The sequence below is a fragment of the Salinivibrio sp. IB872 genome (assembly GCF_001995345.1).
Lineage (GTDB): Bacteria > Pseudomonadota > Gammaproteobacteria > Enterobacterales > Vibrionaceae > Salinivibrio > Salinivibrio proteolyticus.
This window is the reverse complement of record NZ_MUFO01000002.1, coordinates 37,638-61,703: the sequence shown is the minus strand read 5'-3', so window position 1 is coordinate 61,703 and position 24,066 is coordinate 37,638. Positions and strand designations below refer to the sequence as shown.

The 24,066-nt window shown below is 53.4% G+C and carries 26 protein-coding genes; 11 read left to right on the top strand and 15 right to left on the bottom strand.

Annotated elements, in window-relative coordinates; all coding sequences use genetic code 11:
• Positions 1–2: 2 nt before the first annotated feature.
• Complete coding sequence (locus BZJ18_RS01270) at positions 3–512, bottom strand: sigma-70 family RNA polymerase sigma factor (RefSeq protein ID WP_077455033.1); 510 nt, start codon at positions 510–512, stop codon at positions 3–5.
• Between the two features lie 310 nt (positions 513–822).
• Between BZJ18_RS01270 and gmk the strand changes: the two genes are divergently transcribed.
• From gmk to recG, 5 genes are all read left to right on the top strand, one after another.
• A complete protein-coding gene (gene gmk / locus BZJ18_RS01265) occupies positions 823–1,446 on the top strand; it encodes a guanylate kinase (protein WP_069588981.1) in 624 nt (207 codons plus the stop codon).
• Between the two features lie 118 nt (positions 1,447–1,564).
• Positions 1,565–1,837 carry a DNA-directed RNA polymerase subunit omega gene (rpoZ, locus tag BZJ18_RS01260; RefSeq protein WP_069588983.1) on the top strand — a complete coding sequence of 91 codons (273 nt, stop codon included), beginning with the start codon at positions 1,565–1,567 and terminating at the stop codon, positions 1,835–1,837.
• A 27-nt stretch (positions 1,838–1,864) separates the two neighbouring features.
• Positions 1,865–3,970, top strand: coding sequence for a bifunctional GTP diphosphokinase/guanosine-3',5'-bis pyrophosphate 3'-pyrophosphohydrolase (spoT, locus tag BZJ18_RS01255; protein WP_077455032.1), 2,106 nt, complete (start codon positions 1,865–1,867; stop codon positions 3,968–3,970).
• A gap of 93 nt (positions 3,971–4,063) precedes the next feature.
• Positions 4,064–4,771 carry a tRNA (guanosine(18)-2'-O)-methyltransferase TrmH gene (trmH, locus tag BZJ18_RS01250; RefSeq protein ID WP_077455031.1) on the top strand — a complete coding sequence of 236 codons (708 nt, stop codon included), beginning with the start codon at positions 4,064–4,066 and terminating at the stop codon, positions 4,769–4,771.
• A 12-nt stretch (positions 4,772–4,783) separates the two neighbouring features.
• Positions 4,784–6,862, top strand: a complete 2,079-nt coding sequence (recG, locus tag BZJ18_RS01245) for an ATP-dependent DNA helicase RecG (RefSeq protein WP_077455030.1) — start codon at positions 4,784–4,786, stop codon at positions 6,860–6,862.
• On the opposite strand, the gene BZJ18_RS01240 is transcribed toward recG, so the two are convergent.
• The 3 genes from BZJ18_RS01240 to ompR all read right to left on the bottom strand — a co-directional run bounded on the left by BZJ18_RS01240 (position 6,847) and on the right by ompR (position 9,390).
• Entirely contained in the window at positions 6,847–7,242 is a 396-nt protein-coding gene (locus BZJ18_RS01240; protein WP_077455029.1) for a GntR family transcriptional regulator, read from the bottom strand. The two genes, recG and BZJ18_RS01240, sit on opposite strands and share 16 nt — an antisense overlap.
• 93 nt (positions 7,243–7,335) lie before the next feature.
• A complete protein-coding gene (gene envZ, locus BZJ18_RS01235) occupies positions 7,336–8,670 on the bottom strand; it encodes a two-component system sensor histidine kinase EnvZ (protein ID WP_069588992.1) in 1,335 nt (444 codons plus the stop codon).
• A 3-nt stretch (positions 8,671–8,673) separates the two neighbouring features.
• On the bottom strand, positions 8,674–9,390 hold the full coding sequence (gene ompR, locus BZJ18_RS01230) for an osmolarity response regulator transcription factor OmpR (protein WP_069588994.1): 717 nt from the start codon (positions 9,388–9,390) through the stop codon (positions 8,674–8,676).
• Between the two features lie 228 nt (positions 9,391–9,618).
• Here ompR and greB point away from each other — a divergent pair, with 228 nt between their 5' ends.
• Together greB and BZJ18_RS01220 are read left to right on the top strand one after the other, a co-directional pair.
• Positions 9,619–10,113: a transcription elongation factor GreB gene (gene greB / locus BZJ18_RS01225; protein ID WP_069588996.1), complete on the top strand. Its 495-nt coding sequence runs from the start codon at positions 9,619–9,621 to the stop codon at positions 10,111–10,113.
• Between the two features lie 75 nt (positions 10,114–10,188).
• A complete protein-coding gene (locus tag BZJ18_RS01220; RefSeq protein ID WP_077455028.1) occupies positions 10,189–12,504 on the top strand; it encodes a Tex family protein in 2,316 nt (771 codons plus the stop codon).
• A 64-nt stretch (positions 12,505–12,568) separates the two neighbouring features.
• Here the strand turns inward: BZJ18_RS01220 and BZJ18_RS01215 are convergent, their stop codons facing one another.
• From BZJ18_RS01215 to bioH, 3 genes are all read right to left on the bottom strand, one after another.
• Entirely contained in the window at positions 12,569–13,042 is a 474-nt protein-coding gene (locus BZJ18_RS01215; protein ID WP_069589003.1) for an ATP-dependent Lon protease, read from the bottom strand.
• Between the two features lie 64 nt (positions 13,043–13,106).
• Positions 13,107–13,406 carry a hypothetical protein gene (locus BZJ18_RS01210; protein WP_420876425.1) on the bottom strand — a complete coding sequence of 100 codons (300 nt, stop codon included), beginning with the start codon at positions 13,404–13,406 and terminating at the stop codon, positions 13,107–13,109.
• A 136-nt stretch (positions 13,407–13,542) separates the two neighbouring features.
• Positions 13,543–14,331, bottom strand: a complete 789-nt coding sequence (gene bioH, locus BZJ18_RS01205) for a pimeloyl-ACP methyl ester esterase BioH (RefSeq protein ID WP_077455026.1) — start codon at positions 14,329–14,331, stop codon at positions 13,543–13,545.
• Positions 14,332–14,371: 40 nt separating this feature from the next.
• On the opposite strand from bioH, the gene BZJ18_RS01200 reads away from it, so the two are divergent.
• Both BZJ18_RS01200 and nfuA read left to right on the top strand, forming a co-directional pair.
• A complete protein-coding gene (locus tag BZJ18_RS01200; RefSeq protein ID WP_077455025.1) occupies positions 14,372–15,088 on the top strand; it encodes a ComF family protein in 717 nt (238 codons plus the stop codon).
• 105 nt (positions 15,089–15,193) lie between these two features.
• Positions 15,194–15,778, top strand: a complete 585-nt coding sequence (gene nfuA / locus BZJ18_RS01195) for a Fe-S biogenesis protein NfuA (RefSeq protein WP_077455024.1) — start codon at positions 15,194–15,196, stop codon at positions 15,776–15,778.
• Between the two features lie 58 nt (positions 15,779–15,836).
• On the opposite strand, the gene dinF is transcribed toward nfuA, so the two are convergent.
• Positions 15,837–17,177, bottom strand: a complete 1,341-nt coding sequence (dinF, locus tag BZJ18_RS01190; protein WP_077455023.1) for an MATE family efflux transporter DinF — start codon at positions 17,175–17,177, stop codon at positions 15,837–15,839.
• Positions 17,178–17,396: 219 nt separating this feature from the next.
• Here dinF and BZJ18_RS01185 point away from each other — a divergent pair, with 219 nt between their 5' ends.
• Entirely contained in the window at positions 17,397–17,645 is a 249-nt protein-coding gene (locus BZJ18_RS01185) for a DUF3862 domain-containing protein (protein ID WP_069589015.1), read from the top strand.
• A 4-nt stretch (positions 17,646–17,649) separates the two neighbouring features.
• Here the strand turns inward: BZJ18_RS01185 and cyoE are convergent, their stop codons facing one another.
• Genes cyoE through BZJ18_RS01165 form a run of 4 tightly spaced genes read right to left on the bottom strand, consistent with a single transcriptional unit; the run spans position 17,650 to position 20,813 of the window.
• On the bottom strand, positions 17,650–18,552 hold the full coding sequence (gene cyoE, locus BZJ18_RS01180; RefSeq protein ID WP_077455022.1) for a heme o synthase: 903 nt from the start codon (positions 18,550–18,552) through the stop codon (positions 17,650–17,652).
• On the bottom strand, positions 18,527–19,549 hold the full coding sequence (locus BZJ18_RS01175) for a COX15/CtaA family protein (protein ID WP_077455021.1): 1,023 nt from the start codon (positions 19,547–19,549) through the stop codon (positions 18,527–18,529). Before BZJ18_RS01175 ends, cyoE begins: the two co-directional genes overlap by 26 nt.
• A 2-nt stretch (positions 19,550–19,551) precedes the next feature.
• Positions 19,552–20,061 (bottom strand): hypothetical protein, encoded by a 510-nt coding sequence (locus BZJ18_RS01170; protein WP_077455146.1) that lies wholly within the window; start codon positions 20,059–20,061, stop codon positions 19,552–19,554.
• 8 nt (positions 20,062–20,069) lie between these two features.
• Positions 20,070–20,813 (bottom strand): SURF1 family protein, encoded by a 744-nt coding sequence (locus BZJ18_RS01165; protein WP_158011239.1) that lies wholly within the window; start codon positions 20,811–20,813, stop codon positions 20,070–20,072.
• 45 nt (positions 20,814–20,858) lie between these two features.
• Here BZJ18_RS01165 and BZJ18_RS01160 point away from each other — a divergent pair, with 45 nt between their 5' ends.
• Entirely contained in the window at positions 20,859–21,065 is a 207-nt protein-coding gene (locus BZJ18_RS01160) for a DUF2909 family protein (protein WP_077455019.1), read from the top strand.
• 1 nt (position 21,066) lies between these two features.
• On the opposite strand, the gene BZJ18_RS01155 is transcribed toward BZJ18_RS01160, so the two are convergent.
• Genes BZJ18_RS01155 through ctaD form a run of 3 tightly spaced genes read right to left on the bottom strand, consistent with a single transcriptional unit; the run spans position 21,067 to position 24,062 of the window.
• The gene (locus tag BZJ18_RS01155; protein ID WP_077455018.1) at positions 21,067–21,933 is read right to left on the bottom strand and encodes a cytochrome c oxidase subunit 3; all 867 of its coding nucleotides are present in this window, start codon (positions 21,931–21,933) and stop codon (positions 21,067–21,069) included.
• A 10-nt stretch (positions 21,934–21,943) separates the two neighbouring features.
• Positions 21,944–22,471, bottom strand: a complete 528-nt coding sequence (locus BZJ18_RS01150) for a cytochrome c oxidase assembly protein (RefSeq protein ID WP_077455017.1) — start codon at positions 22,469–22,471, stop codon at positions 21,944–21,946.
• Positions 22,461–24,062 carry a cytochrome c oxidase subunit I gene (gene ctaD, locus BZJ18_RS01145; RefSeq protein WP_077455016.1) on the bottom strand — a complete coding sequence of 534 codons (1,602 nt, stop codon included), beginning with the start codon at positions 24,060–24,062 and terminating at the stop codon, positions 22,461–22,463. Before ctaD ends, BZJ18_RS01150 begins: the two co-directional genes overlap by 11 nt.
• Positions 24,063–24,066: the final 4 nt, after the last annotated feature.

The following is a 24,066-nucleotide window of genomic DNA, read 5'->3' as shown; positions in this document are numbered from 1 at the left end:
AATCACTCTTGTGCGGCGAGTACACAGGTCGCCAGTGCCTTGGCGACATACTTCTCTACCGAGGAAATCGAGACAGAAAGCGCCTTTGCGATGTCTTTATAGCTCATTCCCTCGAGCTGGCGCATCAGCAAAGCCTGCCGCACCTTGACCGGTAAATGTCCTAATAACGCATCAACCGCCACCAAGGCTTCCATGGTTTGTTGGTGTTGCTCGGGCGAGCTGGCCATGCGTTCCGGCTGCGCTTGCAGATAGTCTAAGTAAGCTTGCTCAACGCGACGACGGCGATACCAATCGACGATCAAGCCTTTGGCGATATGAGTAAGGTAAGCACGCGCACTGTCTGTATCAGGCAAACGGCCAGAGTTAAGCAAACGCAAATAGGTATCTTGCACTAAGTCTGCCGACGTTGACGGGCATCCCATACGTCGCTGAACAAAGCCCGAAAGCCAGCGCTGATGTGACACATACAGCGAGGTAACACCCTGATGTAACGCCTGCTGACTCCCTATCATTGAATGTGCTCCCTACACCTAAATCGACCACTTAATACAAACGCTAACAATTATCATTAATAATTGCGTATATGCAAGCATGTTCTAGACAGAGCCATGCTTTATCGACTCAGCGCACAGTTTGTGTCACACCGGCAATCTCGCACGCATGTATCGAGTCAGTAAGTTCACGCTCTAGCGTTCAAATCCCCGCCGGTTCGTGCTAACCTGCGCGCCTCCCATCGGGAGACTACTATCTATTCGTCGATCTCCGTCAATACGATTGCGCTATGCTTTGGTATTGGCATCAGCCGGTTAAAGTGATCAATCCATGAGTCAAGGTACGCTTTATATTGTTTCTGCCCCGAGTGGTGCAGGCAAATCAAGCCTGATTTCAGCACTGCTGAATGACAATCCACGCTATGACATGAAAGTGTCGGTTTCACACACCACACGCGCTATGCGCCCCGGTGAAGAAAACGGCGTGCATTACCATTTTGTCGCAGTAGAAGAATTCAAGGCCTTAATTGATCAAGGCGCCTTTTTGGAACACGCAGAAGTCTTTGGCAACTATTACGGGACATCGCGCGTATGGATTGAAGAGATGCTTAATAAAGGCATCGACATCTTTTTGGACATTGATTGGCAAGGGGCGCAGCAAATTCGTCAACAGATGCCGAACAGTAAAAGCATCTTTATTTTGCCGCCTAGCCGCGAAGAGTTAGAGCGCCGTCTCACCGCTCGCGGCCAAGATAGCGAAGAGGTGATCGCCAAACGCATGCAAGAAGCACGTTCAGAGATCTCTCACTATGCTGAATATGACTATTTGATCATTAATGATGACTTTGATGTCGCATTAATGGATCTTAAAGCGATCCTCCGTGCAGAGCGGATGCGTCAGCCTAAACAAGCCAGCAAATATCATGCAATGATTGACGACTTGCTGGCCGACTAATCATGAATATTGGCGTTTGTTCGATTGCAGCGCACCCAGTGCTAGCAATGGACGGCCGCCTTTTGTATAATTTTCGGTCATTTTTAAGACCTGTTTATCACTACAGCTGGAGTCCTTCATGGCACGCGTAACTGTTCAAGACGCCGTTGAAAAAATTGGTAACCGTTTCGATCTCGTTCTGGTTGCGGCCCGCCGCGCCCGCCAAATGCAAACGGGTGGTAAAGATCCTCTAGTACCAGAAGAAAATGACAAGTACACCGTGATCTCACTGCGTGAGATCGAAGAAGGACTGATCAACAAAGAAGTGCTAGACGCGCGTGAGCGTCAAGAAAAGCAGGAGCAAGAAGCTGCCGAAATGGCCGCTGTTAGCACCATTTCTGGTCACCGTTAATCGCGTCATCATCAGGGAACAGGCCGTTTGTACCTCTTTGATAGCCTGAAAGAAGTCGCGAACCAATACTTGCCGGAATCGCAGCTTGAAGCGCTCCGGCAAGCGTATCTGGTTGCGCGCGATGCCCATGACGGGCAAACCCGCTCCACCGGTGAGCCCTACATCATCCACCCCATCGCCGTTGCGCGGATCCTCGCAGAAATGCGCTTGGACTGCGAAACCTTAATGGCGGCGTTGCTGCACGATGTGATTGAAGACACAGACGTGACCAAAGAGGATCTGCAACAACGCTTTGGTGATGTGGTTGCGGATCTGGTGGATGGCGTTTCCAAGCTCGACAAGCTCAAGTTTCGCGATCGCAAAGAAGCGCAGGCGGAAAACTTCCGCAAAATGGTCATGGCCATGGCCCATGACATTCGCGTCATTCTGATTAAGCTCAGCGACCGTACCCATAATATGCGTACCTTGGGTGCCCTGCGCCCCGATAAACGTCGCCGTATTGCCCGCGAAACACTGGAAATTTTTGCCCCACTCGCTCACCGCCTCGGTATTCACAATATTAAAGTGGAGCTCGAAGAGCTCGGCTTTGAAGCGCTCTACCCCAACCGCTATCGCGTCCTCAAAAAAGTGATTGCGCAAGCGCGGGGCAACCGCAAAGAAATGATCCAAAAAATCCATGCGGAAATCGAAGGCCGCTTGGAAGATGCCGGGATCAACGCGCGCGTGCTTGGCCGAGAGAAGAACCTTTATTCCATCTATAACAAGATGAAGAATAAAGAGCAGCGCTTTCATACCATTATGGATTTGTATGCCTTTCGCGTGATCGTCGACGATCTCGACACCTGTTACCGCGTCTTAGGGCAAATGCATAATTTGTATAAACCACGTCCCGGCCGCTTGAAAGATTACATTGCCGTGCCGAAGGCGAACGGTTATCAATCACTGCATACGTCAATGATTGGTCCGCATGGTGTGCCAGTTGAAGTGCAAATTCGCACCGAAGACATGGACCAGATGGCGGACAAAGGGGTCGCTGCGCACTGGGCGTATAAGAGCGGCGCCGAACGTCCATCCGGTACCACGGCACAAAAACGTGCTCAGCGCTGGATGCAAAACTTGATTGAGCTGCAGCAAAGCGCGGGGAACTCCTTCGAGTTTATCGAAAGCGTTAAATCCGATCTTTTCCCCGATGAGCTGTATGTCTTTACCCCGAAAGGGCGTATCGTCGAGCTCCCCGTGGGCGCCACGGCCGTTGACTTTGCCTATGCGGTTCATACCGATGTGGGTAACACCTGTGTCGGCGCGCGAGTCAATCGTCAACCGTATCCGCTAAGCCAACCACTGAAAAACGGCCAAACCATTGAGATCATTACCGCACCGGGCGCTCGCCCGAATGCCGCATGGCTCAATTATGTGGTGACCGCTCGGGCACGGACCAAGATCCGCCAAGTGCTCAAAACTATGCGCCGTGAAGAATCAGTCACATTGGGACGTCGTTTGCTCAACCATGCGCTAGGTGAGAAGAACCTATCCGATGTCGATCCCGACCGCCTCAATGCGATTTTGACCGACCTGAAGCTAGAAAGCAGCGATAATTTGCTCGCCGCGATCGGCTTGGGTGAGTTAATGAGTGTCGTGATCGCTCGCCGCCTGCTGGACGATGAAAACACGGACTCGGAACCTTCGGACGGGAAAATGCCTATCCGTGGCGCAGATGGTATCTTGGTCACTTATGCCAACTGTTGCCGCCCTATTCCGGGCGATCCGATTATCGCGCACGTCAGCCCCGGTAAAGGCTTGGTGATCCACCGTGAAACCTGCTCAAACATTCGTGGCTACCGTCAAGAGCCGGATAAATATATGCCTGTTGAGTGGGCAGACGATTTCGATCAGGAGTTCAGTACTCGTCTACGCGTGGATATGCAGAACCATCAAGGGGCGCTAGCGGATTTAACCAACACCATCGCCGCGACGGGATCGAATATTCAGGGACTGACGACCGAAGAAAAAGATGGCCGCTTGTACACCATCTTTGTTCGCCTCACCACCACAGACAGGGTTCACCTTGCCAATATTATGCGCCGCATTCGTGTGATGCCAAACGTGGTCAAGGTCAGCCGTCAAAAGAACTAGCTATGTTGCCATTTCGTGCTCAGGCTATCACTCGCCCGCCTTTTGGTGGGCGAGTTTGTTTCTCTCCTATCGTGTAACTAACGGAACCTCACCATGACACCAGAACGGTTTGAACGAATTCATCAAGYGCTTGCTCAGCGCCAGCCTGATCTCACCGTGTGTATGGAACAAGTCCATAAGCCAAATAATATCTCTGCCATTATTCGCACCGCGGATGCCGTCGGCGTACATCGTCTTCATGCCGTCTGGCCAAAAGGCAGTAAAATGCGCGCTTTGGGTGGCACCTCAGCCGGCTCTCGCAACTGGGTCGATGTACAAACCCATGATTCGACTACCGAAGCCTTTGATGCGCTTCACGCTCAAGGCATGCAGATCTTAGTCACCAACTTATCCGACACCGCCATCGATTTTCGCGACGTCGATTACACCCGCCCTACCGCTATTGTATTAGGCCAAGAAAAAGAAGGCATCAGTCGCGAAGCGCTCGATAAGGCGGATCAAGATATCCTCATCCCAATGGTGGGTATGGTACAGTCATTAAACGTGTCAGTGGCGAGTGCTCTTATTCTGTATGAGGCCCAGCGACAGCGCCAATTAGCGGGTATGTACCAGCGGGCTCACACCCGTATTCCGGACGAAGAAGTCCACAAGATCCTGTTTGAACGGGGCCATCCTGTTTTAGCACGCGTGGCTAAACAAAAAGGGCTGCCCTATCCACCGCTGGATGAACACGGGCAAATCGTTGCTGATGAGGCATGGTGGTCTGCGATGCAGGCAGCCAAACACAAACGTAGTAAATAACGGACTATTTTGATGCGATCATCCATGCTCAATGCTGTCTCAGTCGAAACACTGGCCGGTGTCGGCGCCAAAATGGCGGAAAAGCTGACCAAGCTGGGGTTGTATACGGTTCAAGATGTCTTGTTTCACTTGCCGTACCGTTATGAAGATCGCACACGCGTCTGGCCGATCGCCAGTTTGCTCCCCGGACAAACCGCGACCGTTGAGGGTGAAGTGACGCACAATGACACTGTATTTGGGCGCCGCCGCATGCTGACCGTGCGGATCCATGACGGCAATGGTGCGCTGACGCTACGCTTTTTTAACTTCAACGCCGCGATGAAAAACAGCCTCGCCATCGGCAAACATGTGAAGGCTTATGGCGAGCTAAAACGCGGTAAGCATGGCCTAGAAATCATTCACCCTGACTATAAAGTCTTTTCTGAGCCTACCGAACTTGCGCTAGAAGAAACCCTGACACCTGTCTATCCCACCACCGAAGGGCTGCGCCAAGCTACCTTGCGTAGTCTAACCGACCAAGCGTTGGCATTGCTGGACAAAAGTGGTGTACAAGAGTTACTCCCTGAGGGCTTATATGATAGACAGCTTTCATTACGCGATGCCTTACACCTTTTGCATCGTCCGCCACCAGAGGTGTCACTTGAGGCTTTGCAAGCCGGACAACACCCTGCCCAACGTCGCTTAATTATTGAAGAATTACTCGCCCAACATCTGTCGATGCTGTCCGTTCGTCATCAAGCGCAAGCGGTCAGTGCCACGCCGTTGCCACCGAATGGGGCGCTGAGCCAACAATTGCTGGCCAACCTGCCATTCTCACCCACAGGGGCACAATCGCGCGTAGTCGATGAAATCAGTCGCGATCTGGCTAAGCCCGTCCCCATGATGCGCTTGGTACAAGGCGATGTGGGCGCGGGTAAGACGCTAGTTGCGGTATTGGCGGCGCTGCAAGCTATCGAACACGGTTACCAAGTCGCATTAATGGCCCCCACGGAGCTATTGGCCGAACAGCATGCGGTGAATTTTGCCCAATGGCTGGAGCCGTTGGGTATTCAGGTTGGTTGGCTCGCCGGTAAGCTTAAAGGCAAAGCGCGCGACGCTGAACTTGCACGGATTGCCAGCGGTGAGGCGAAAATGGTGGTCGGCACGCATGCGTTGTTTCAAGCCCATGTCGACTTTGACCATTTAGCCTTGGTGATCATTGATGAGCAACACCGCTTTGGTGTTCACCAACGTCTCGCTCTGCGAGAGAAAGGCGAGCAACAAGGGGCACATCCACATCAATTGATCATGACAGCCACCCCGATCCCGCGTACTCTCGCGATGACTGCGTATGCCGATCTCGATACCTCGATTATCGATGAGCTCCCCCCGGGACGCACGCCAATCCAAACCGTTGCCGTGCCAGATACGCGTCGCGATGACATTATTGCGCGTGTCAGTGCCGCCTGCAGTGAAGGCCGCCAGGCGTATTGGGTGTGTACCTTGATTGAAGAATCCGACGCTCTCGAAGCGCAAGCTGCTGAAGATACCGCCACCGCACTCAAAGCGGCACTTCCTCATCTTGCCGTCGGCCTTGTCCACGGACGCATGAAAGCGGCGGAAAAACAAGCCGTCATGCAAGCCTTTAAGCAAGGGGAGCTGCATTTGTTGGTCGCAACTACCGTGATTGAAGTGGGCGTCGATGTCCCCAATGCGAGTTTGATGATCATTGAAAACCCCGAGCGGCTCGGGTTGGCACAGCTTCACCAATTACGGGGCCGTGTCGGTCGAGGCTCCGTCGCCAGCCACTGTGTGCTCTTGTATCATGCCCCTTTGTCTAAAACCGCCAGTCAACGCTTGGGCGTCCTGCGCGAGAGCAATGATGGCTTTGTGATCGCACAGCGCGATCTCGATATTCGCGGGCCCGGCGAGCTTCTCGGTACCCGGCAAACCGGCTTGGCCGAGTTTAAAATTGCCGATTTGGTGCGTGACCAAGCGCTGATCCCCGAGGTACAGAAGTTAGCGCACCACCTGCATCAACACTATCCGCAACACGCCGCCGCAATCATCGCACGTTGGCTTGGCCATAAAACCCATTATTCCAACGCATGATCGTCGATATCGCTCTCCCAGTGGGCCATGACCAACGCCATGGCCTCGGATTTGCTATATCCGGCTTGATTGGCCACCTGAATAAAATGCGCCAATGGCGCTTGTACATATTGCAACCGTTGATGAGGCTCAGCAGGACGCGCTTGCTGGCTGACTTTCATCCCAACGCCTCGCACTCGCTCTAACCATCCTTGCTCGGCAAGCTGCTGATAGCTGCGCGAGACCGTCATCGGGTTCAGCTTTAACTCTCGCGCCAACACGCGTACCGACGGCAAGCGTTCGCCTGAGCGCAGCGCGCCACTGGCGATCTGACGCTGGATTTGCTCAATCAATTGCTGAAATTTCGGGGTAGGATCGTTTTTATCTAAACAAAGTCGCATAGGCCATAGTGTGTGTATTAGTTCTATACGACAGTATGGTCGGCCTATCCGCCTTCGCGAATAGGCCGAGGAGAAAACGTGGCAACGCGCACACTAGCTTTTAGTACGCCCTTGATTGACCGGAAATGTCATCTGGATCCTCAGCCCTCCTTCGGTACGGGAAGACAGGCGAATATCGCCGCGCAGTTGTTCCACAATACGTTTCACAATGGCGAGTCCCAGTCCGGTTCCCTCGCTACCACGAGCTGAGTCACCCCGCGTGAACGGCTGGAAAAGGGACGCTTCTAGGCTCGCATCAATGCCCGGTCCATTGTCCTCAACTTCGACCCATTGGTGGGTATGATCGGCGGTACTGCCACAACGAATACGTACCCAACCGTTGCCATAGCGGACCGCATTAACCACCAAGTTAGTCACGGCTCGCTTAAGCGCCACCGAGTTGGCATACAACTCGCCATACAAAGGCAGCAACTCGGTATCCATCTCGATACCCACCAGCTGTTGGCTATTCGCTACATCACGACAAATGCTCGCTAAATCCACCGGATCAGGGTCTTGCTGCTGCACCGCGCGCAGATAATCCATAAACTGATTGATGATCTCGTTGCACTCTTCGGTATCTTTAGTGATGCTATCGGCAAGGTATTCATCGTCCGGCGACATCATTTCGGTCGCCAAGCGAATGCGCGTCAGCGGCGTACGCAAATCATGGCTCACCCCTGCCATCAGCAAGGCGCGATCTTCTTCGAGTTTGCGTATGCCTGCAGACATTTTATTAAACGCCACTGTTACCGCTTGAATTTCAGAGGCGCCTTTTGGGGCGACCGGCTCAGGAAACCGGCCTTCAGCCACATCTAACGCAGCACGCTCTAAGGTCACCAGTGGGCGATTTTGCATCTTGATAAACAGCCAACCACCTGCAATCACCAGCAACGCAATAATCAGGCTGTATTGGAAAAGGGGCGCAAAGTCATCTTGATGCAGTTCGGAAAGCGGAATACGCATCAAAAAGTCATCGATGGCGTCAAACTTTAACCACAGTACATAGCTGTCTTCACCGCTGACAAGGCGCACTTCGGTCGGCGTTCCCAGCTCTTCGCTCATCCGCGCACTGAGATAATCGATCTGCATCGCGTCTTGGTAGGCGCCTGCGGCGTCACTATTGGGGGCATGTAAGGTCACCCCAATTTGTTCCAGCAGTTGCCGACGCACGGGCTCACCCAAGTGCAGCACTTCCCCGTCTCTCAGCGTCCAATCCTCTTCTAGCATCAAGCGCACTTCAAAGGCCAAGATTTTATTAAACTGCTGCAAGCTGGGGAGCAGGGCATAATTAACGATGGTGAGATAAGAAAAAACTTGGCTGGCAATCAATAGGCCAGCCAAAATCAAAAGCGTGCGGGCAAAGTTGGTGCGCGGCGACATCCGCATCGCTTATACCTCGCCGTCAGGGACAAACACGTAGCCCAGTCCCCACACGGTCTGGATATAGCGTGGCTTGCTCGGATCTTCTTCAATCATGCGGCGCAATCGCGAGATTTGCACGTCAATGGAGCGTTCCATCGCGGAGTACTCACGTCCGCGCGCCATATTCATCAGCTTGTCGCGTGATAACGGCTCGCGCGCATTGGTCACCAAGGCTTTAAGGACCGCAAATTCGCCCGAGGTTAACGTCATCGGGTCGTCATTACGGAACATCTCCCGTGTACCGAGGTTGAGGCGAAACTCGCCAAATTCGACCACCTTGGTGTCTGCACTCGGTGCGCCCGGCGCTTCAATGGTTTGGCGGCGCAAGACAGCACGGAGGCGCGCCAATAGCTCCCGTGGGTTAAATGGCTTGGGCAAGTAATCGTCCGCGCCCACTTCTAATCCGACAATGCGGTCAATTTCATCACCCTTTGCGGTGAGCATTAAAATCGGTAATTGGTTGTTCGCCTGACGCAAACGGCGGCAGATAGATAAGCCATCCTCACCTGGCAGCATCAGATCCAAGACCATCAGGTGAAAGGCTTCCCGCGCGAGCAAGCGATCCATCTGTTCGGCATTGGCCACACTGCGCACTTGGAAGCCCTGCTCAGTTAGGTAACGCTCCAGTAGCGAACGCAGACGCATATCATCATCCACCACTAGGATTTTATAGTTTTCTTGCATGGTTAACCCTCATACTCAATGCGGTTATCTGCCGACAAATCAAGCAGTCATTGCTGTAATCATACCGGATTTTGCCACATTTGCGCGGATTGACACTGATGGTTCCGCCACGAAACAACGAAGAAATTGTTACCGAGTGTTGCCTCGACAAGCTTGCTCGGTTCTTGTAATTTGCTCGTTGAAATTGCATCACTTATTGAGGCTTCGCGAGGGTTAAGGAGACGCTGCGTGAAAACCAAACTGGTCACCCGTGAAGGGTTTAACGCACTCAAAGCGGAACATGACCACCTGTGGCATGAAAAACGCCCAGAGATCACCAAAATTGTCAGTTGGGCGGCAAGTTTAGGCGACCGCTCAGAGAATGCCGACTACACCTACAACAAGCGCTTGCTGCGACAAATTGACCGCCGCGTCCGTTATCTGCGCAAGCGGCTGAATGAACTCACCATTGTCGACTACTCACCCCAACAAGAAGGGCGGGTCTTTTTTGGCGCTTGGGTAGAAATTGAAAACGAGGCGGGCGATATCAAACGCTTTCGGATTGTTGGCCCTGATGAGATTTACGATCGTAAAGACTACATCTCGATTGATGCGCCCATGGCGCGCGCCCTGCTCAAAAAAGCGGTCGATGATGAGGTGGTGGTCAGAACCCCTGAAGGCGAGAAGCATTGGTTCGTCAATACAATCACTTACCCAACCGAGACCGACTCACGGGAACCTTAACGACCACAAGGGTCAAAGAAACAGATTCAATGGCAGTGCTGCGGTGCTGCCGTGCTTGTTTACAAAAGGATATGCATGCACAGTCAACTGACTCAAACCCTGGCTAAAGAGCTCAATGTCTCACCCAACCAGGTCGCAACCGCCGTTGCGCTGCTCGATGACGGAAATACCGTCCCCTTTATTGCTCGCTATCGAAAAGAAGCCACCCAAGGGCTGGATGACAGCCAACTGCGCACGCTGGAAACACGCTTAGTGTACTTGCGCGAAATGGAGGCTCGGCGTGATACCATCCTAAAATCGATTGATGAGCAAGGTAAACTGACCGATAGCTTGCGTCGCGACATTTTGGCGGCAGACAGCAAGAACCGCTTGGAAGATCTCTATCTGCCCTATAAACCCAAGCGTCGTACCAAAGGACAGATTGCCATTGAAGCAGGCCTAGAACCCTTGGCCGAGGCCTTATGGCAAGACGCGTCGCACGATCCTGACACGCTCGCCCAATCCTATCTCAATCCCGAGCAAGGCATCGCCGACACCAAGGCAGCACTCGACGGCGCTCGCGCCATCATGATGGAACGCCTCGCTGAAGATGCCGCCTTGCTCGATAAAATTCGTCAATATCTCAACCAATACGCGGTGTTACGCGCAAGTGTTGTCACAGGCCAAGAAGAGGCTGGGGCGAAATTTAAAGACTACTTCGATCATCAAGAGCCGATCGCTAAAGTGCCTTCTCACCGCGCCTTGGCCATGCTACGTGGCCGCAACGAAGGCGTCTTGCAACTGGCCTTAGTCGCTGACCCAGACCAAGAAGCAGACAGCAAAGGCAGTATCTGCGAAACCATGATTGCCGAGCATTACGGCTTATCCTTGGGCAGTGCGCCCGCCGATCGTTGGCGTAAGCAAGTTATCGCGTTCGCGTGGCGAGTCAAAATACTTATGCACCTTGAGACTGAGCTTATGGCCAGTTTGAAAGAGCGGGCCGAAAGCGACGCCATTGATGTCTTTGCCGCCAACCTGAAAGACGTTCTGATGGCCGCTCCCGCGGGCCCACGCTGTACGCTCGGCATTGATCCGGGTTTGCGTACCGGCTGTAAGGTGGCCGTGGTCGACGGTACAGGGAAATTGCTCGATACCGCCACCATTTATCCTACCGCCCCGCGTCACGACGTAGATGGGGCGAGCAAAACGGTGCTCAATTTAATTAAACGTCATCAGGTCAACCTCATCGCAATCGGCAACGGCACCGCCTCCCGCGAGACCGAAGCGTTTGCCAAAACCATGCTGAGTCAGGCCGGCTTAGCCATTCAGACCGTCATGGTCAGTGAGGCGGGTGCCTCGGTGTATTCGGCATCGGAATTAGCTGCGAATGAATTTCCCGACCTTGATGTCTCGCTGCGTGGTGCCGTTTCTATCGCCCGCCGCCTGCAAGACCCACTGGCCGAACTGGTTAAAATTGACCCGAAATCGATTGGTGTAGGCCAATATCAGCACGATGTCTCTCAAAGTCAGCTTGCCAAAAAACTCGATGCGGTGGTCGAAGACTGCGTGAACGCGGTCGGCGTGGATCTGAACAGTGCATCGGCGCCACTCCTGACTCGTGTCGCTGGCTTAAGCCAAACCATGGCGCAAAATATTGTCGCTTTTCGTGATGAAAATGGCCGCTTTGGCGATCGTAAAACCCTGCTAAAAGTGCCGCGTCTTGGCCCTAAAGCATTCGAGCAATGTGCGGGCTTTTTACGGGTAATGGACGGTGCCAACCCGCTGGATCGCTCTGGCGTTCACCCAGAAACCTATTCTTTGGTCAAACGTATTGCGGAGAAAACCGGCAAAGCCGTCGAGGCACTCGTCGGTAACAGCCGTTTCTTGCAAAGCCTGAACGCGAAAGAGTTTGCAGATGACAGCTTTGGGGCAATCACGGTTACCGACGTGCTTAACGAGTTGGCAAAACCCGGCCGCGACCCGCGTCCTGAGTTTAAGACCGCCACCTTTGCGGAAGGCATCAATCAAGTCAGCGACCTGAAGCCCGGAATGCAACTGGAAGGCGTGGTGACCAACGTGACGCACTTTGGCGCCTTTGTCGATGTCGGGGTTCACCAAGACGGCTTGGTGCACATCTCCGCCCTATCGAATCGCTTTGTCAGTGACCCTCGCGATGTGGTCAAAGCCGGAGATGTGGTTAAAGTCAAAGTGATGGAGGTGGATGTACCACGCAAACGGATTGGCTTATCCATGCGTTTGGACGATACCCCTTCAGGCGACAGTGCGCCCCAAGGGCAAGGCGATAACCACAAAGCGGGACAGCATCGCCCATCACGCAAGGCGCCTCGTCAACCCGCCAAACCTATCGGCGGGAGCATGGCAGATGCCTTTGCCCGCGCCAAGCGCTCTTAATGACGCAAAAAAGCCCCGTTCGTCTTGGCGGGGCTTTAACGTCAATCGGCTCAACGGACCGAGCTTAAATCACAATTAATACTTCTGATGGCATATTCGCCACGGTCGCTTGCTGGTAGCGCATCGCGACCACCGCACGTGTGCGTTCAAATCTTTGCAGCTGCTCAATTTTCTCCAACACCTCTTCGGGCATTTTGAGCCCCAACGGATAGCCGTTTTCTGGTCGCGCCTCGTCTCCGGGCTCGCTACGAGTGATAGCATCAATGCGGTTAGCAACATTGGCGCCGTTGTAGTCGGCGTCTTTAAATGACTCGGGGGTATAGTCGAAAGAATAATTGGGGTGCTGCGACGGATCCCACGACGGATTACGCAGTTGCTTGTCTTGCTCCGTCGCTGGTTTTTCATGATCCAACGCGGGCGGCTGTTTGGTCGGAACAATTTTTTCGCGCACGCGATTTTCCCGCGCAACTTGCTCAGTTGGCGGGTTCACCGATGGCGCGACAGTTGGGATACTGACGCTTGCTGGCGATATATTCATCTGATGCTACCTCCCAACATCAGCTGAAGGCCTCGTTGTCAGTCCGGCCTCGTCTCCTTATAGTTTAGACGACAACCGCGAGTATTGTGCCTATTGTTCCCAGCGCAGACAAAAATTGTCCTGCGTTATAGGCGGTATCATCGTTTTCCTTCACTTTTTCCGGATGGTCCATGCCCAACGCGCCATAAGTAAAGGATTCGACCGATGATTTCTCTTTAGACTTGTCAACGCCTTCAGCGTTTTTGGCTGCTTTCGCATCCTTGACGTCTTTCACCGCTGGGGTGGCCGCTGTCTCAGCGGGCTTTGTATCTTTGACCTCTTTGTCCGCATTTGGTTGCGTTTGCGGCGGCGATTTTGGCTTCATCGACTGTGGATGATAGGCCTGAGACTGCCCAACGTTGCCTACGTTCATTATGGTCTCTCCTCATACCAGAGCAAGTGACATAGTTAACTTATCGGCAGAGGAATGACAAGATTTAGTCAATTCTGCCAAAAATCGTTCAGCGCGCGCAGTCAGGGCGGCAATTGGTTGCCAGAAAGGCGGTGAGCCTGTCTACCACACCGTCAGGCTCAGTGACAAAAGGGGCATGGGCACTGTGTGCAAACACCTCACTCGGTGAATGCGGTAACCAAGCGTCCATCTGTCCCGCCACGGCGACAGGCACCAAACCATCGAGGCGACCGTACAACCGCAGCCAAGGTAAGCGAATTGACTGGCATGCTTGACGTAAATCCGCCGAAGCCAGTATTTGCAAACCATCGGCCAGAGCCTGAGGATCCGGTGCAGGTCGTGAAAACACTGCCTGCTTGAGCGCTTTAATGTCTTTCTTCGCAGTGGGCGACCCCATGGCCTGCAACGCCATAAATCGCTCCACGGTCAAAGAAAAATCCTGCTCAAGCTGTGAGGCAAATGCATTCAGCACCGCGGGTTTAATGCCTCGCCATCCCGGTTCCGCGACAAACTTGGGTGAGCTTGCGACCGTCACGAGCCCCGTCAAACGATGGGGCGCGAGCAGGGCCGCTTGCGTGGCCACCAATCCGCCCAGTGACCAGCCCAACCAAGTTGCTTGCGCTGGTGATTCTTTAAGCAACACTTGTGCCAGTTGTTCTAAATCAAGCCCCGGCTGTGCGGGGCTCAACCCAAATCCGGGCAAGTCAACACAATGAACTCGGTAGTTTGCAGTGAGGTACGGCAAGATAAGCGACCAAACAGCACTGTTCATTCCCCAACCATGAATGAGAACCAGATCGGGGCCTTGTCCGTAAGATTGCCAATCACATAACGCCATGCTTTACACTGCCTTTGTACTCTTTTTCATCAGGATGGCTATGATACCAGCAATTCATCCCCCTCGCCTTGCTGGCGTTTGGCAAAGCATTAGGGGCAAATCTTTGCCCCATCAGTGCCCCGTGTGTCGCTTATCCCTCCCTGCCGATCACACCTTGTGCTGCGATGCGTGCTGGGATAAACATCATCAGGCCTACGGGTGTCAATGTTGTGGCTTGCCGGTGCTCACCCCTCAAACACATTGTGGTCAGTGCCTCAGCCATCCACCTGCGTGGCATACGCTTACCGCGATCAGTGCCTACCTCGACCCGCTCCCTGATTTGGTTCACCGCTTTAAATATCAAGGAGACTTCGAGATCGCCCTTCCGTTCGCCACGCTGCTCAGCGAGAAAATCGACACGCCAGCCCCAGTCTTACTGCCTGTTCCCTTACACTGGCGGCGACGGCTACAACGCGGCTTTAACCAAAGCGCCCATCTGGCATGGGCGCTACAACAGCGGCTCGGCAGCCAAGTCGTCAATCACTATCTAAGGCGTACTCGCCATACCTCGCCTCAGCAAGGGTTGGATAGATCTGCGCGACTGAAGAACCTGCGCGGGGCATTTCGCTTGCACGGTGCATTGCCGGCAGAGCATGTTGCGCTTGTCGACGACGTGGTGACAACCGGAGAAACGGTCAGTCAACTTTGCCGTTTGTTGCGCCGAGCGGGTGCGAAACGGGTCGATATTTATTGTATTGCGCGGACCAAGCTCCCTTGAGATAAACCGCAGTGACCATAAATTAGCCACATTGAACAAGGGGTGATAGCAAGTAAAAACCGGAGTACACTGTACAAAACACACTGGATTAGTCAGGTATTTGTCGTGTCAGAAGTCAAAATTTCAGAAAATGCACAAAGCCACTTTGTGAAGTTGCTTGAGCAACAGCCCGAGGGCACCAATATTCGCGTGTTTGTGGTTAACCCAGGCACGCCAAACGCCGAGTGCGGTGTTTCTTATTGTCCACCCGAAGCAGTAGAAAGCAGCGATACCGAACTCAAATTCAACGGCTTCTCTGCTTTCATTGATGAGCTAAGCCTACCGTTTTTAGACGAAGCGGAAATCGACTTTGTCACCGATAAAATGGGCTCACAGCTGACGCTGAAAGCACCGAATGCGAAAATGCGGAAAGTGGCCTCCGATGCGCCTTTGATGGAGCGTGTTGATTACGTGATTCAAAGCCAAGTCAACCCACAGCTTGCCAGCCATGGCGGCCATGTTAACTTGATTGAAATCACCGATGACGCCGTGGCGATTTTGCAATTCGGTGGCGGTTGCAATGGCTGTTCAATGGTAGACGTGACCTTAAAAGAAGGGATCGAAAAGCAGTTGCTGGCCGAGTTCAGCGGCGAGCTAAAGGGTGTGCGCGATGTGACCGAGCACGCGCGTGGCGATCACTCTTACTATTAAGACGCTGCCCTTCCATCGCAAAAACAGGCCAACTGGCCTGTTTTTTTGTTGATAGGTCTCAGTGCGTGACGTCAAAAAAGCTATCTCGTCGCCAGTGGTAAACAAAGCACACCGCGAGACTGAGCCCTCGTAGCGCCATAAAAGTAAGCATCGCTAACCACAGGGCGTGATTGCCCCAATCTTGCGCTAGCCACCATGCAACAAAAAAGCCGGCGGTGGCGACGAACATCCCATTGCGCATGTCTTTACCCCGCGTCGCACCAATAAAGATACCATCGAGCAAAAAGCACCACATCGACACTAAAGGCATGGCCACTAGCCAAGGTAAATAACGCGCCGCTTGGTCACGCACCGCCTCGATGTCAGAAATCAGCGCAATGATGTGACGGCCTGCCACACCAAATGCCAGCGTGATAGCCAGGCAAATCACCAACGACCAAAACGTGCTACCTATCAATGACACCAACAACGCAGACTTGCTCTGCGCGCCAATCGCTCTACCCACCATTGCCTCCATCGCATAGGCAAAGCCGTCCATTGCAAAAGAAATCAGCATCAGAAAACTCATCAGCACCGCATTGGCGGCCACAATGTCATCGCCGAGCGTCGCCCCTTGGAAGGTCATAAAGGTAAACGCCAACTGCAAGCTAAGGCTGCGTAAAAAGATGTCTCGATTAAGCTTAAGCAAGCGGCTCATCCCAGTTAGCCCGCGCTCAAACACCGACCGAACGGTCGGTAACTGACGCGATTGCCAGATACCTTTGACAAAATAGAGCCCCAACATGAGGCCGAGATAATCGGCAGCCACACTCGCTGCAGCAGCTCCTTCGACTTTCATATCGAGACCCACCACAAACAGCAAATCAAGGACAATATTGGCACTGTTAACCACAATCAGCAGCCACATCGGCTGGCGCGCATTTTGCGCCCCCAGTAGCCAACCCATGATCACCAAGTTCATCAAGGTCGCCGGCGCACTAAAGATCCGAATGGAGAAGTACTGGCTCGCGTAATGTTTCACCTCGGCGCTGGCATCACTAAAGTGCATCACCCCCTCTAAAATAGGCACATGCAGCGCGATCAACAGTACAGCCAGCAAGCCCGCTAAGGACGCGCCACGCACAAAGGTGGCCGCCAACTCACGGTTATCACTCGCGCCATAGGCTTGCGCGGTAAACCCGGTGGTCGCCATACGCAAAAAGCCCAACAGCCAAAAGGTCACATTTATCATGGTGCTGCCAACCGCCACACCACCTAAATACCATGCATGGTCTAAGTGGCCGATCACCGCGGCATCCACTAACCCTAACAGGGGGACGGTGATATTGGAGATCACCATAGGTAAAGCCAGCGATAAGACCCGCCAATGAAGCTCACGCTGAGTGAGAGACTGCCACATACTTCCTCGTTCTCAATATTGGACGCCACGCTATGCGTCAGGATGATGTATCATTTTTGATAAAGAACACGATTGCAGCGATAACCGGCAAGGTCAGCGGGTGGCCCTTATCGATGCAGCAGTGTACCATTGCGACAATCTAATCGACGAGCGGCCATTGCACTGCATCAGTTGCATTGCGCCAACTAGGCTCATCACCTCTGTAAAAAAGGAAAGGTTATGCGTGTATTTTTTGCCTGTGTGTTGGCGGTATTGCTAGCGGGTTGCTCGAAAGTGACCAAGCAAAACTACGATCAGCTCGAAGTGGGCATGAGCTATGACGCGGTTGTGAGCCACATTGGCGAGCCTAGCCAATGCGACGACACCATGGGCTTAACCCACTGTGTGTGGGGCGGCGATGGTAAGCATATCAAAGTGTCTTTTGTCGCCGACAAAGCCACCGTGCTGTCGGCGCAAGGGCTAAAGTAGCCCCTTAATAGCGCAACGCGTGGTCGGCAAGGAGCACCACAAAGGTCGCGAAGATATGCCATATCGAGAACTTAAAGGTCTGCCACGCGATGCCTTTTTGCGACTGGGTTTTCAGTCGCCAAGCGTAACCGACAAAGACCAGATTTAACGTGGTCGCCCCTACCAGATACAACCAACCACTCATCCCGGTCAGCCAAGGGAAAATGCCCACGATGACCAGCAGTAGGGTGTAAAGCAAGACCATAGTTTGGGTAAACCCTACCCCATGAGTGACAGGCAGCATCGGCACATCGGCTTTGGCATAATCATGGCGGCGATGTATCGCTAACGCCCAAAAGTGAGGCGGCGTCCACGTAAAAATGATCATCACCAGCAGCAGCGCGTGGGCGTGAAGCTCTCCGGTCACCGCGGTCCAGCCTAGCAAAGGCGGCATTGCACCCGCCAACCCGCCAATCACGATATTTTGCGGGGTCGCGGGTTTAAGCCATTGGGTATACACCAACGCATACCCGACTAGACTGGCAAACGTTAGCCAAGCCGTGAGCGGGTTCAGCCACCAACAGGCAATGAATCCCATCACCATCAGTATCACCGCAAAGGCCAACGCGGCGCCTTGACTGACTCGTCCCTCGGCTACGGGGCGATGGCGGGTACGCTGCATTTTCGTGTCAATTTTCCAGTCGATAACGTGATTAAACACCGCCGCGGCACTGGCTTGCGCACCAATGCCAAATAATCCCACCAGCACCGCCGACCAAGGTGGCCAGCCGGGAGTGGCTAAGCACATGCCCACCAACGCGGTGAGAAGCAACATAGCAACCACACGCGGTTTGGTCAGCTCGTAATAATCACGCCAATTGGCGCCAACCCGTGTCGAAACACTAGCGGTACGTTGAAACTGTGCCATCACGAGCTCCTTGGGATAGTGACGAGGAAAGAGATAAACGCCGAGTGATCAGCAACGTAACCAACAGTGATAATCCCCCTAAGTTGTGTGCCACCGCCACACTCAGCGGCAGTAGCGCAACCACATTGGTCACCCCTAACGTAATTTGCATCGCCAGCACACCACTCACTGCCATTGCCAGCGCGCGCCCCCCAGCACGCCACAGCATCCATGCCCAAGCGAGCACTAATACAGTGACCACCATGGCGCCCAGACGGTGGGTGGCATGAATGGTCACCCGCTCGGCATGGTTCAGCACGCCAAATTGATAGGTTTCGCTAAGAGGACTGACGGGATGAAAAGCGGAGGGGGTGAAAAGCTGCCACCAAGGGCTTTCGCAGATAGGTAGCTGAGTGCAGACGGTGGCGGCATAGTTGGCGGAGGTCCAGCCACCGAGACCGATTTGCACAATCACCGCGACCAAAGCCAACGTGCCCACGCGGCGCGCCGATGACGACATCGAAAACACAGGCAATCGGAGCGCGCCTGTCGCCACCGCCAGCCAAACTAGCAAGCATACCGTGGTGAAACCACCGAGTAAGTGCGCCATCACCACCACCGGCATCAAACTTAAAGTCACGGTCCACATCCCTAGGGCGGCTTGCGCGATGACCACTACACTGAGCAAGGTGGTCAGTGGTCGTAAAGCCTGATAGTCAGGACGTCGCCAGCTGATCCACGCCAACGCAAAAATCGCCAGCCCTAAGGTGCCCGCCACGTAGCGGTGCAACATTTCATTCCATGCTTTATTGATATCAAGCGGCGCATCAGGAAAACGCGACATGGCGACCGATTGCGCGCTTTCACTGGCCGGTACTGCCAAATGGCCATAGCATCCGGGCCAGTCTGGGCAGCCCAGCCCCGCTTCAGTAAGGCGGGTAAACGCGCCAAGCCCAACCACCAGCACGGCCAGTATCAGTGTAGATAAGACGGCGAGTTGGTAGCGACGCGTTGCCATAATCAGCCTACCTTCGACAATTTAAGAAGCCGTTTGAGATCACGCAATAAACCTTTGCCTTGCGCCACCCACTTCGTTTTATCGTCACTGACAGGATAGGCCAGCACCACATTATTCATCGGATCGCTAAGATAAATGGTATTTTTATCAAATGCTTGCTGCTGCCATGCCTGCGCCTGCTCCGTCGTCAGGATTTGCCATGTCAGTACCTCCGGTGCGTTAGGGGTCGAGCTTGTCAGTGCCACGCTAGTGACCCGATCGCGCTCTTTGCCGACCGCAATCGGAATTTGTGTTAACTGAAACAGGGCTTGCTCACATACCGAATCACATTGCTCTGGCACTCGGTATATTAATCGCCAATGACCTTGCTCAGGCAACCAATTCAAGGTCGCCGGCTCAGCGAGAAACTGTCCGTAATTAGTGACCCCTTTTTCATACCAGCTTTGCTCTAGCACCAATTTCGCCACCACCACAGGCAGGACAAAAATACCAATCAATGCTAGGAGCGTCATGCGTCCTTTCACACCGCTTCCCTCTGTTTTGTTTTGTACCACCAGATGCCCGCGCCAATACTGACTGCGAGCGCCATGAGTGCCCATTGCAAGGCATAGCCATAATGTTTTACCGGTGGCATCACCACCGGCTGCCACACCGGCGTAATCCCCGCTTGCGCCAAGGCATCCCGACTCGGCGTGGTCACATCCATCAATGTTTCTGTCCGTATCAACCACTGCGTATTCAGCGTTGTCAGTTGGGCGTTAAGTACTTTTAAATCAATGCGCTGAACCCGAGCGGGCCAGGCGTGCGATGCCGTTTCTTCCTTGAGTACCACCCGCTCAGAGGGTGTATCGACAAAGCCAGACAGCTGGTAGCGCGATGCCAACGCGGGCACGGCCGGCAAGCGGCGCAATGCTGGCGCGGCCACCCAGCCCAATTCCACCAGCCACCATTGCGATGGCTGTTGACTCGGCGATGGCTGTTGACTCGGCGATGGCTGTTGGCTCGGCACAAAAGGAAGAAAAAGGCGATAGCCAACCTGACCTTGGTGGGTCTGATTATCCAGCCACACGGCAAATTCAGGGCGAAACTGGCCGTCGAGCGCCAACCGTTGGCCTTTTCGCACCATGCCTGAAAGTGAGTTGGGGGCTTGATTGGCATCAAACTGTGCCAAGTGCTGGGCTTTTTGCACGCCACGCGTCCATTGCCAATGACTTAACTTGACGAGTAGCGCGACCACAACCAAAGTCAATATCAGAAACCCCATTCGCCGTCCTTGTTTCATGATTACCTATTGCGCTAAGGAGCGCTTATGCTGGTCAAAGCTATTCTGATTTGTTTGCTGATCTTTATTTTATTTAACTTATTTCGTGCCATTCCTGTCTTGCTCAATGGCGATCGCTCCGTGCCTTTATCTCGCTTTTTGGGCCGTCGCGTTTTATTTTCCGTCTGTATCTTCTTACTGCTTTTATTGGCGCTCTCAATGGGCTGGATTACCCCCAACCCACGCCCCTATTGAGCTATAAGATGTATACAAAAACGAACAAGCATAACCACACCACATCAACAAAGTGCCAATACCAAGCACTGGCTTGAAAACCAAAGTGTTGTGTCGGCGTGAAGTGGCCGCGTAATACACGTAACCAAATCACAAACAACATGATGGTGCCTAATGTAACGTGTAGGCCATGAAACCCAGTTAATAAATAAAAGGTGTTGCCATAGACCCCAGAGTCGAGACGTAGATCCATTTCTTGGTAAGCATGGATATATTCTTCGCCCTGAAAAAACATAAACAATGCGCCTAATAACACCGTGGCCAATAGGAAGCTTTTAATTCGCCCCCGTTGGTTTTTCTCCATCGCGGTATGGGCAATCTGGAGCGTCACAGAAGAGGTCAGGAGGATAAAGGTGTTTAACAGCGGTAACCCCATCGCGGGCATCGCGGTGGTTTCAATCCCGCCCGGGGTTAAAGTGAGTGGCCACTGAGCGACGAAATCTGGCCACAATACCGCGGCCGTCATCGCATTGTTACTCGCCCCCCCCAGCCACGGAACGGCGATAAAGCGGGCATAAAAGAGCGCACCAAAAAAGGCGCCAAAAAACATCACTTCAGAGAAAATAAACCAACTCATTCCTTGGCGAAAAGAGCGGTCCATTTGGGCCGAGTACAGCCCTTGCATGGATTCGCGGATCACGTCGCGAAACCAACCGGTGAGCATAACCAAAATAAGTACGGTGCCGGCCAGCAACAGCCAAGGGCCATTGCCACCAAATAAACCGCCCACCGTGGCACCTGCGCCAGCGGCAATCAGGAACAGCGCCACCGCACCAACAATCGGCCAAATACTCGCCGCAGGGACATAATAACGTTCAGGCGTCGCCATGAGCGCCTCCTTATTCCTTGGCGCTGGCGGTCACATCAAACAAGGTGTAGGCCAGCGTTAAGTGGTTAATGTCATCCGGCAGCTCAGGATCCACGTAAAACACGAGGGGCAAAGCCGCATCCTCGCCACGCGGTAAAGGCTGACGGTTAAAACAAAAGCATTCAATTTTGTTCAAGTATTGCGCGGCTATCCCGGGTGAGACCGAAGGCACCGCTTGGCCGATGGTGTCATAGCGCGCATTGTTGGTGGCTAGGTAGTTGATGGTATGGGTTTCACCGGGATGCACCTGCATACGTTTAACTTGGGGCTCGAACGTCCAGCGCATCCCCGGGTTGATGTAGGCAATAAATTCAATGGTCACCAAGCGATCTTGGTCAATACCCGCACTGGATGCGGCGGCCTCATTGTCGGTTTTACCATTGATCCCAGTAACGTCACAGAACACGTCATACAAAGGCACTAAGGCAAAGGCAAAGCCAAACATCACCACTGCGAGCAGCAGTAAGCGGCGCACCGAGCGCGCAGACTCAGTGGCCATGGCGCGTCTCCTCTAGATCCGGTGGTGTCTCAAAGGTGTGATACGGTGCCGGTGAAGGCACAGTCCACTCCAGCCCTTCGGCACCCTCCCACGGCTTCGCCGCAGCAGGCTCACCGCCACGCGCGCATTTGATCACCACCGCGAGGAAAATAAGTTGTGATAAGCCAAAGGCAAAGCCACCGATGCTGACAATGGCGTTCACGTCCGCAAATTGCAGCGCATAATCGGGGATCCGGCGTGGCATCCCCGCCAGTCCCAGAAAGTGCATGGGGAAGAAAAGCACATTGACCGAAATCACCGAGCACCAAAAGTGCCACTTGGCTAAGGTTTCATTAAACATATGGCCGGTCCACTTGGGGAGCCAGTAGTAAGCCGCGGCCATAATCGAGAACACCGCCCCCGAAACCAGCACATAGTGGAAGTGCGCCACCACAAAATAAGTATCGTGATACTGAAAATCGACCGGCGTGATTGCCAGCATCAAGCCCGAAAACCCGCCGATGGTGAACAGCACAATAAAGGCAATTGCAAACAACATGGGTACTTCAAAGGTCAAGGATCCCCGCCACATGGTGGCGACCCAGTTAAAGACTTTCACCCCAGTCGGCACCGAGATCAGCATGGTGCAGAACATGAAAAACAATTCGGCAAACACAGGCATCCCAGTGGTGAACATATGGTGCGCCCATACCAAAAAGCTTAACCCCGCAATCGAGGCGGTGGCATACACCATCGAGCTATAGCCGAACAGGCGCTTCCGTGAAAACGCAGGGACAATGGCCGAGATAATGCCAAAGCTGGGCAAAATCATGATGTAGACCTCGGGGTGACCAAAGAACCAGAAAATATGCTGGAACATCACAGGATCGCCGCCCCCCGCGGCATCAAAAAAGCTGGTGCCAAAATACTTATCGGTAAGCACCATGGTGGCGGCCCCTGCCAATACCGGCATTACCGCAATCAACAAAAAGGCCGTGATCAGCCACGTCCAAACAAACAGCGGCATTTTCATGTAGGTCATGCCCGGCGCACGCATATTGGTGATGGTGACAATCACATTGATGGCCCCCATGATTGAGCTGATCCCCATGATATGCAGGGCGAAGACAAACAGGCCGGTACTGTTTGGGCTATAAGTGGTCGACAGCGGTGCGTAAAACGTCCAGCCAAAGTTAGGGCCGCCGCCTTCCATAAACAAGGAACCAATAAGCAGTAAGAACGCGAACGGCAGGATCCAAAAACTCCAGTTATTCATCCGCGGCAGCGCCATGTCCGGCGCCCCTATCATCATCGGCACCATCCAGTTAGCCAAACCGGTAAACGCGGGCATCACCGCGCCAAACACCATGATCAGGCCGTGTACTGTAGTCATTTGGTTGAAAAAGTTAGGCTCAACCAGTTGCAGACCGGGCTGGAAAAGCTCAGCACGAATAACCATCGCCATCGCCCCACCCAGTAAAAACATGGTGAAGCTAAAAATCAGATACATGGAGCCAATATCTTTGTGGTTGGTGGTCAACACCCAACGCATGATCCCACGCGGTTTGTGGTGATGATCGTCATGCAAGGTATCTGGGGTAGTATCTGTCATCACG

Bases quoted from the DNA above. Each gene is read 5' to 3' on its own strand.
- BZJ18_RS01270 (WP_077455033.1), bottom strand. From the start codon at position 512: ATGATAGGGAGTCAGCAGGCGTTACATCAGGGTGTTACCTCGCTGTAT.
- gmk (WP_069588981.1), top strand. From the start codon at position 823: ATGAGTCAAGGTACGCTTTATATTGTTTCTGCCCCGAGTGGTGCAGGC.
- rpoZ (WP_069588983.1), top strand. From the start codon at position 1,565: ATGGCACGCGTAACTGTTCAAGACGCCGTTGAAAAAATTGGTAACCGT.
- recG (WP_077455030.1), top strand. From the start codon at position 4,784: ATGCGATCATCCATGCTCAATGCTGTCTCAGTCGAAACACTGGCCGGT.
- BZJ18_RS01240 (WP_077455029.1), bottom strand. From the start codon at position 7,242: ATGCGACTTTGTTTAGATAAAAACGATCCTACCCCGAAATTTCAGCAA.
- envZ (WP_069588992.1), bottom strand. From the start codon at position 8,670: ATGCGGATGTCGCCGCGCACCAACTTTGCCCGCACGCTTTTGATTTTG.
- ompR (WP_069588994.1), bottom strand. From the start codon at position 9,390: ATGCAAGAAAACTATAAAATCCTAGTGGTGGATGATGATATGCGTCTG.
- BZJ18_RS01220 (WP_077455028.1), top strand. From the start codon at position 10,189: ATGCACAGTCAACTGACTCAAACCCTGGCTAAAGAGCTCAATGTCTCA.
- BZJ18_RS01215 (WP_069589003.1), bottom strand. From the start codon at position 13,042: ATGAATATATCGCCAGCAAGCGTCAGTATCCCAACTGTCGCGCCATCG.
- BZJ18_RS01210 (WP_420876425.1), bottom strand. From the start codon at position 13,406: ATGAAGCCAAAATCGCCGCCGCAAACGCAACCAAATGCGGACAAAGAG.
- bioH (WP_077455026.1), bottom strand. From the start codon at position 14,331: ATGGCGTTATGTGATTGGCAATCTTACGGACAAGGCCCCGATCTGGTT.
- BZJ18_RS01200 (WP_077455025.1), top strand. From the start codon at position 14,372: ATGATACCAGCAATTCATCCCCCTCGCCTTGCTGGCGTTTGGCAAAGC.
- dinF (WP_077455023.1), bottom strand. From the start codon at position 17,177: ATGTGGCAGTCTCTCACTCAGCGTGAGCTTCATTGGCGGGTCTTATCG.
- BZJ18_RS01185 (WP_069589015.1), top strand. From the start codon at position 17,397: ATGCGTGTATTTTTTGCCTGTGTGTTGGCGGTATTGCTAGCGGGTTGC.
- cyoE (WP_077455022.1), bottom strand. From the start codon at position 18,552: ATGGCACAGTTTCAACGTACCGCTAGTGTTTCGACACGGGTTGGCGCC.
- BZJ18_RS01175 (WP_077455021.1), bottom strand. From the start codon at position 19,549: ATGGCAACGCGTCGCTACCAACTCGCCGTCTTATCTACACTGATACTG.
- BZJ18_RS01170 (WP_077455146.1), bottom strand. From the start codon at position 20,061: ATGACGCTCCTAGCATTGATTGGTATTTTTGTCCTGCCTGTGGTGGTG.
- BZJ18_RS01165 (WP_158011239.1), bottom strand. From the start codon at position 20,813: ATGGGGTTTCTGATATTGACTTTGGTTGTGGTCGCGCTACTCGTCAAG.
- BZJ18_RS01160 (WP_077455019.1), top strand. From the start codon at position 20,859: ATGCTGGTCAAAGCTATTCTGATTTGTTTGCTGATCTTTATTTTATTT.
- BZJ18_RS01155 (WP_077455018.1), bottom strand. From the start codon at position 21,933: ATGGCGACGCCTGAACGTTATTATGTCCCTGCGGCGAGTATTTGGCCG.
- BZJ18_RS01150 (WP_077455017.1), bottom strand. From the start codon at position 22,471: ATGGCCACTGAGTCTGCGCGCTCGGTGCGCCGCTTACTGCTGCTCGCA.
- ctaD (WP_077455016.1), bottom strand. From the start codon at position 24,062: ATGACAGATACTACCCCAGATACCTTGCATGACGATCATCACCACAAA.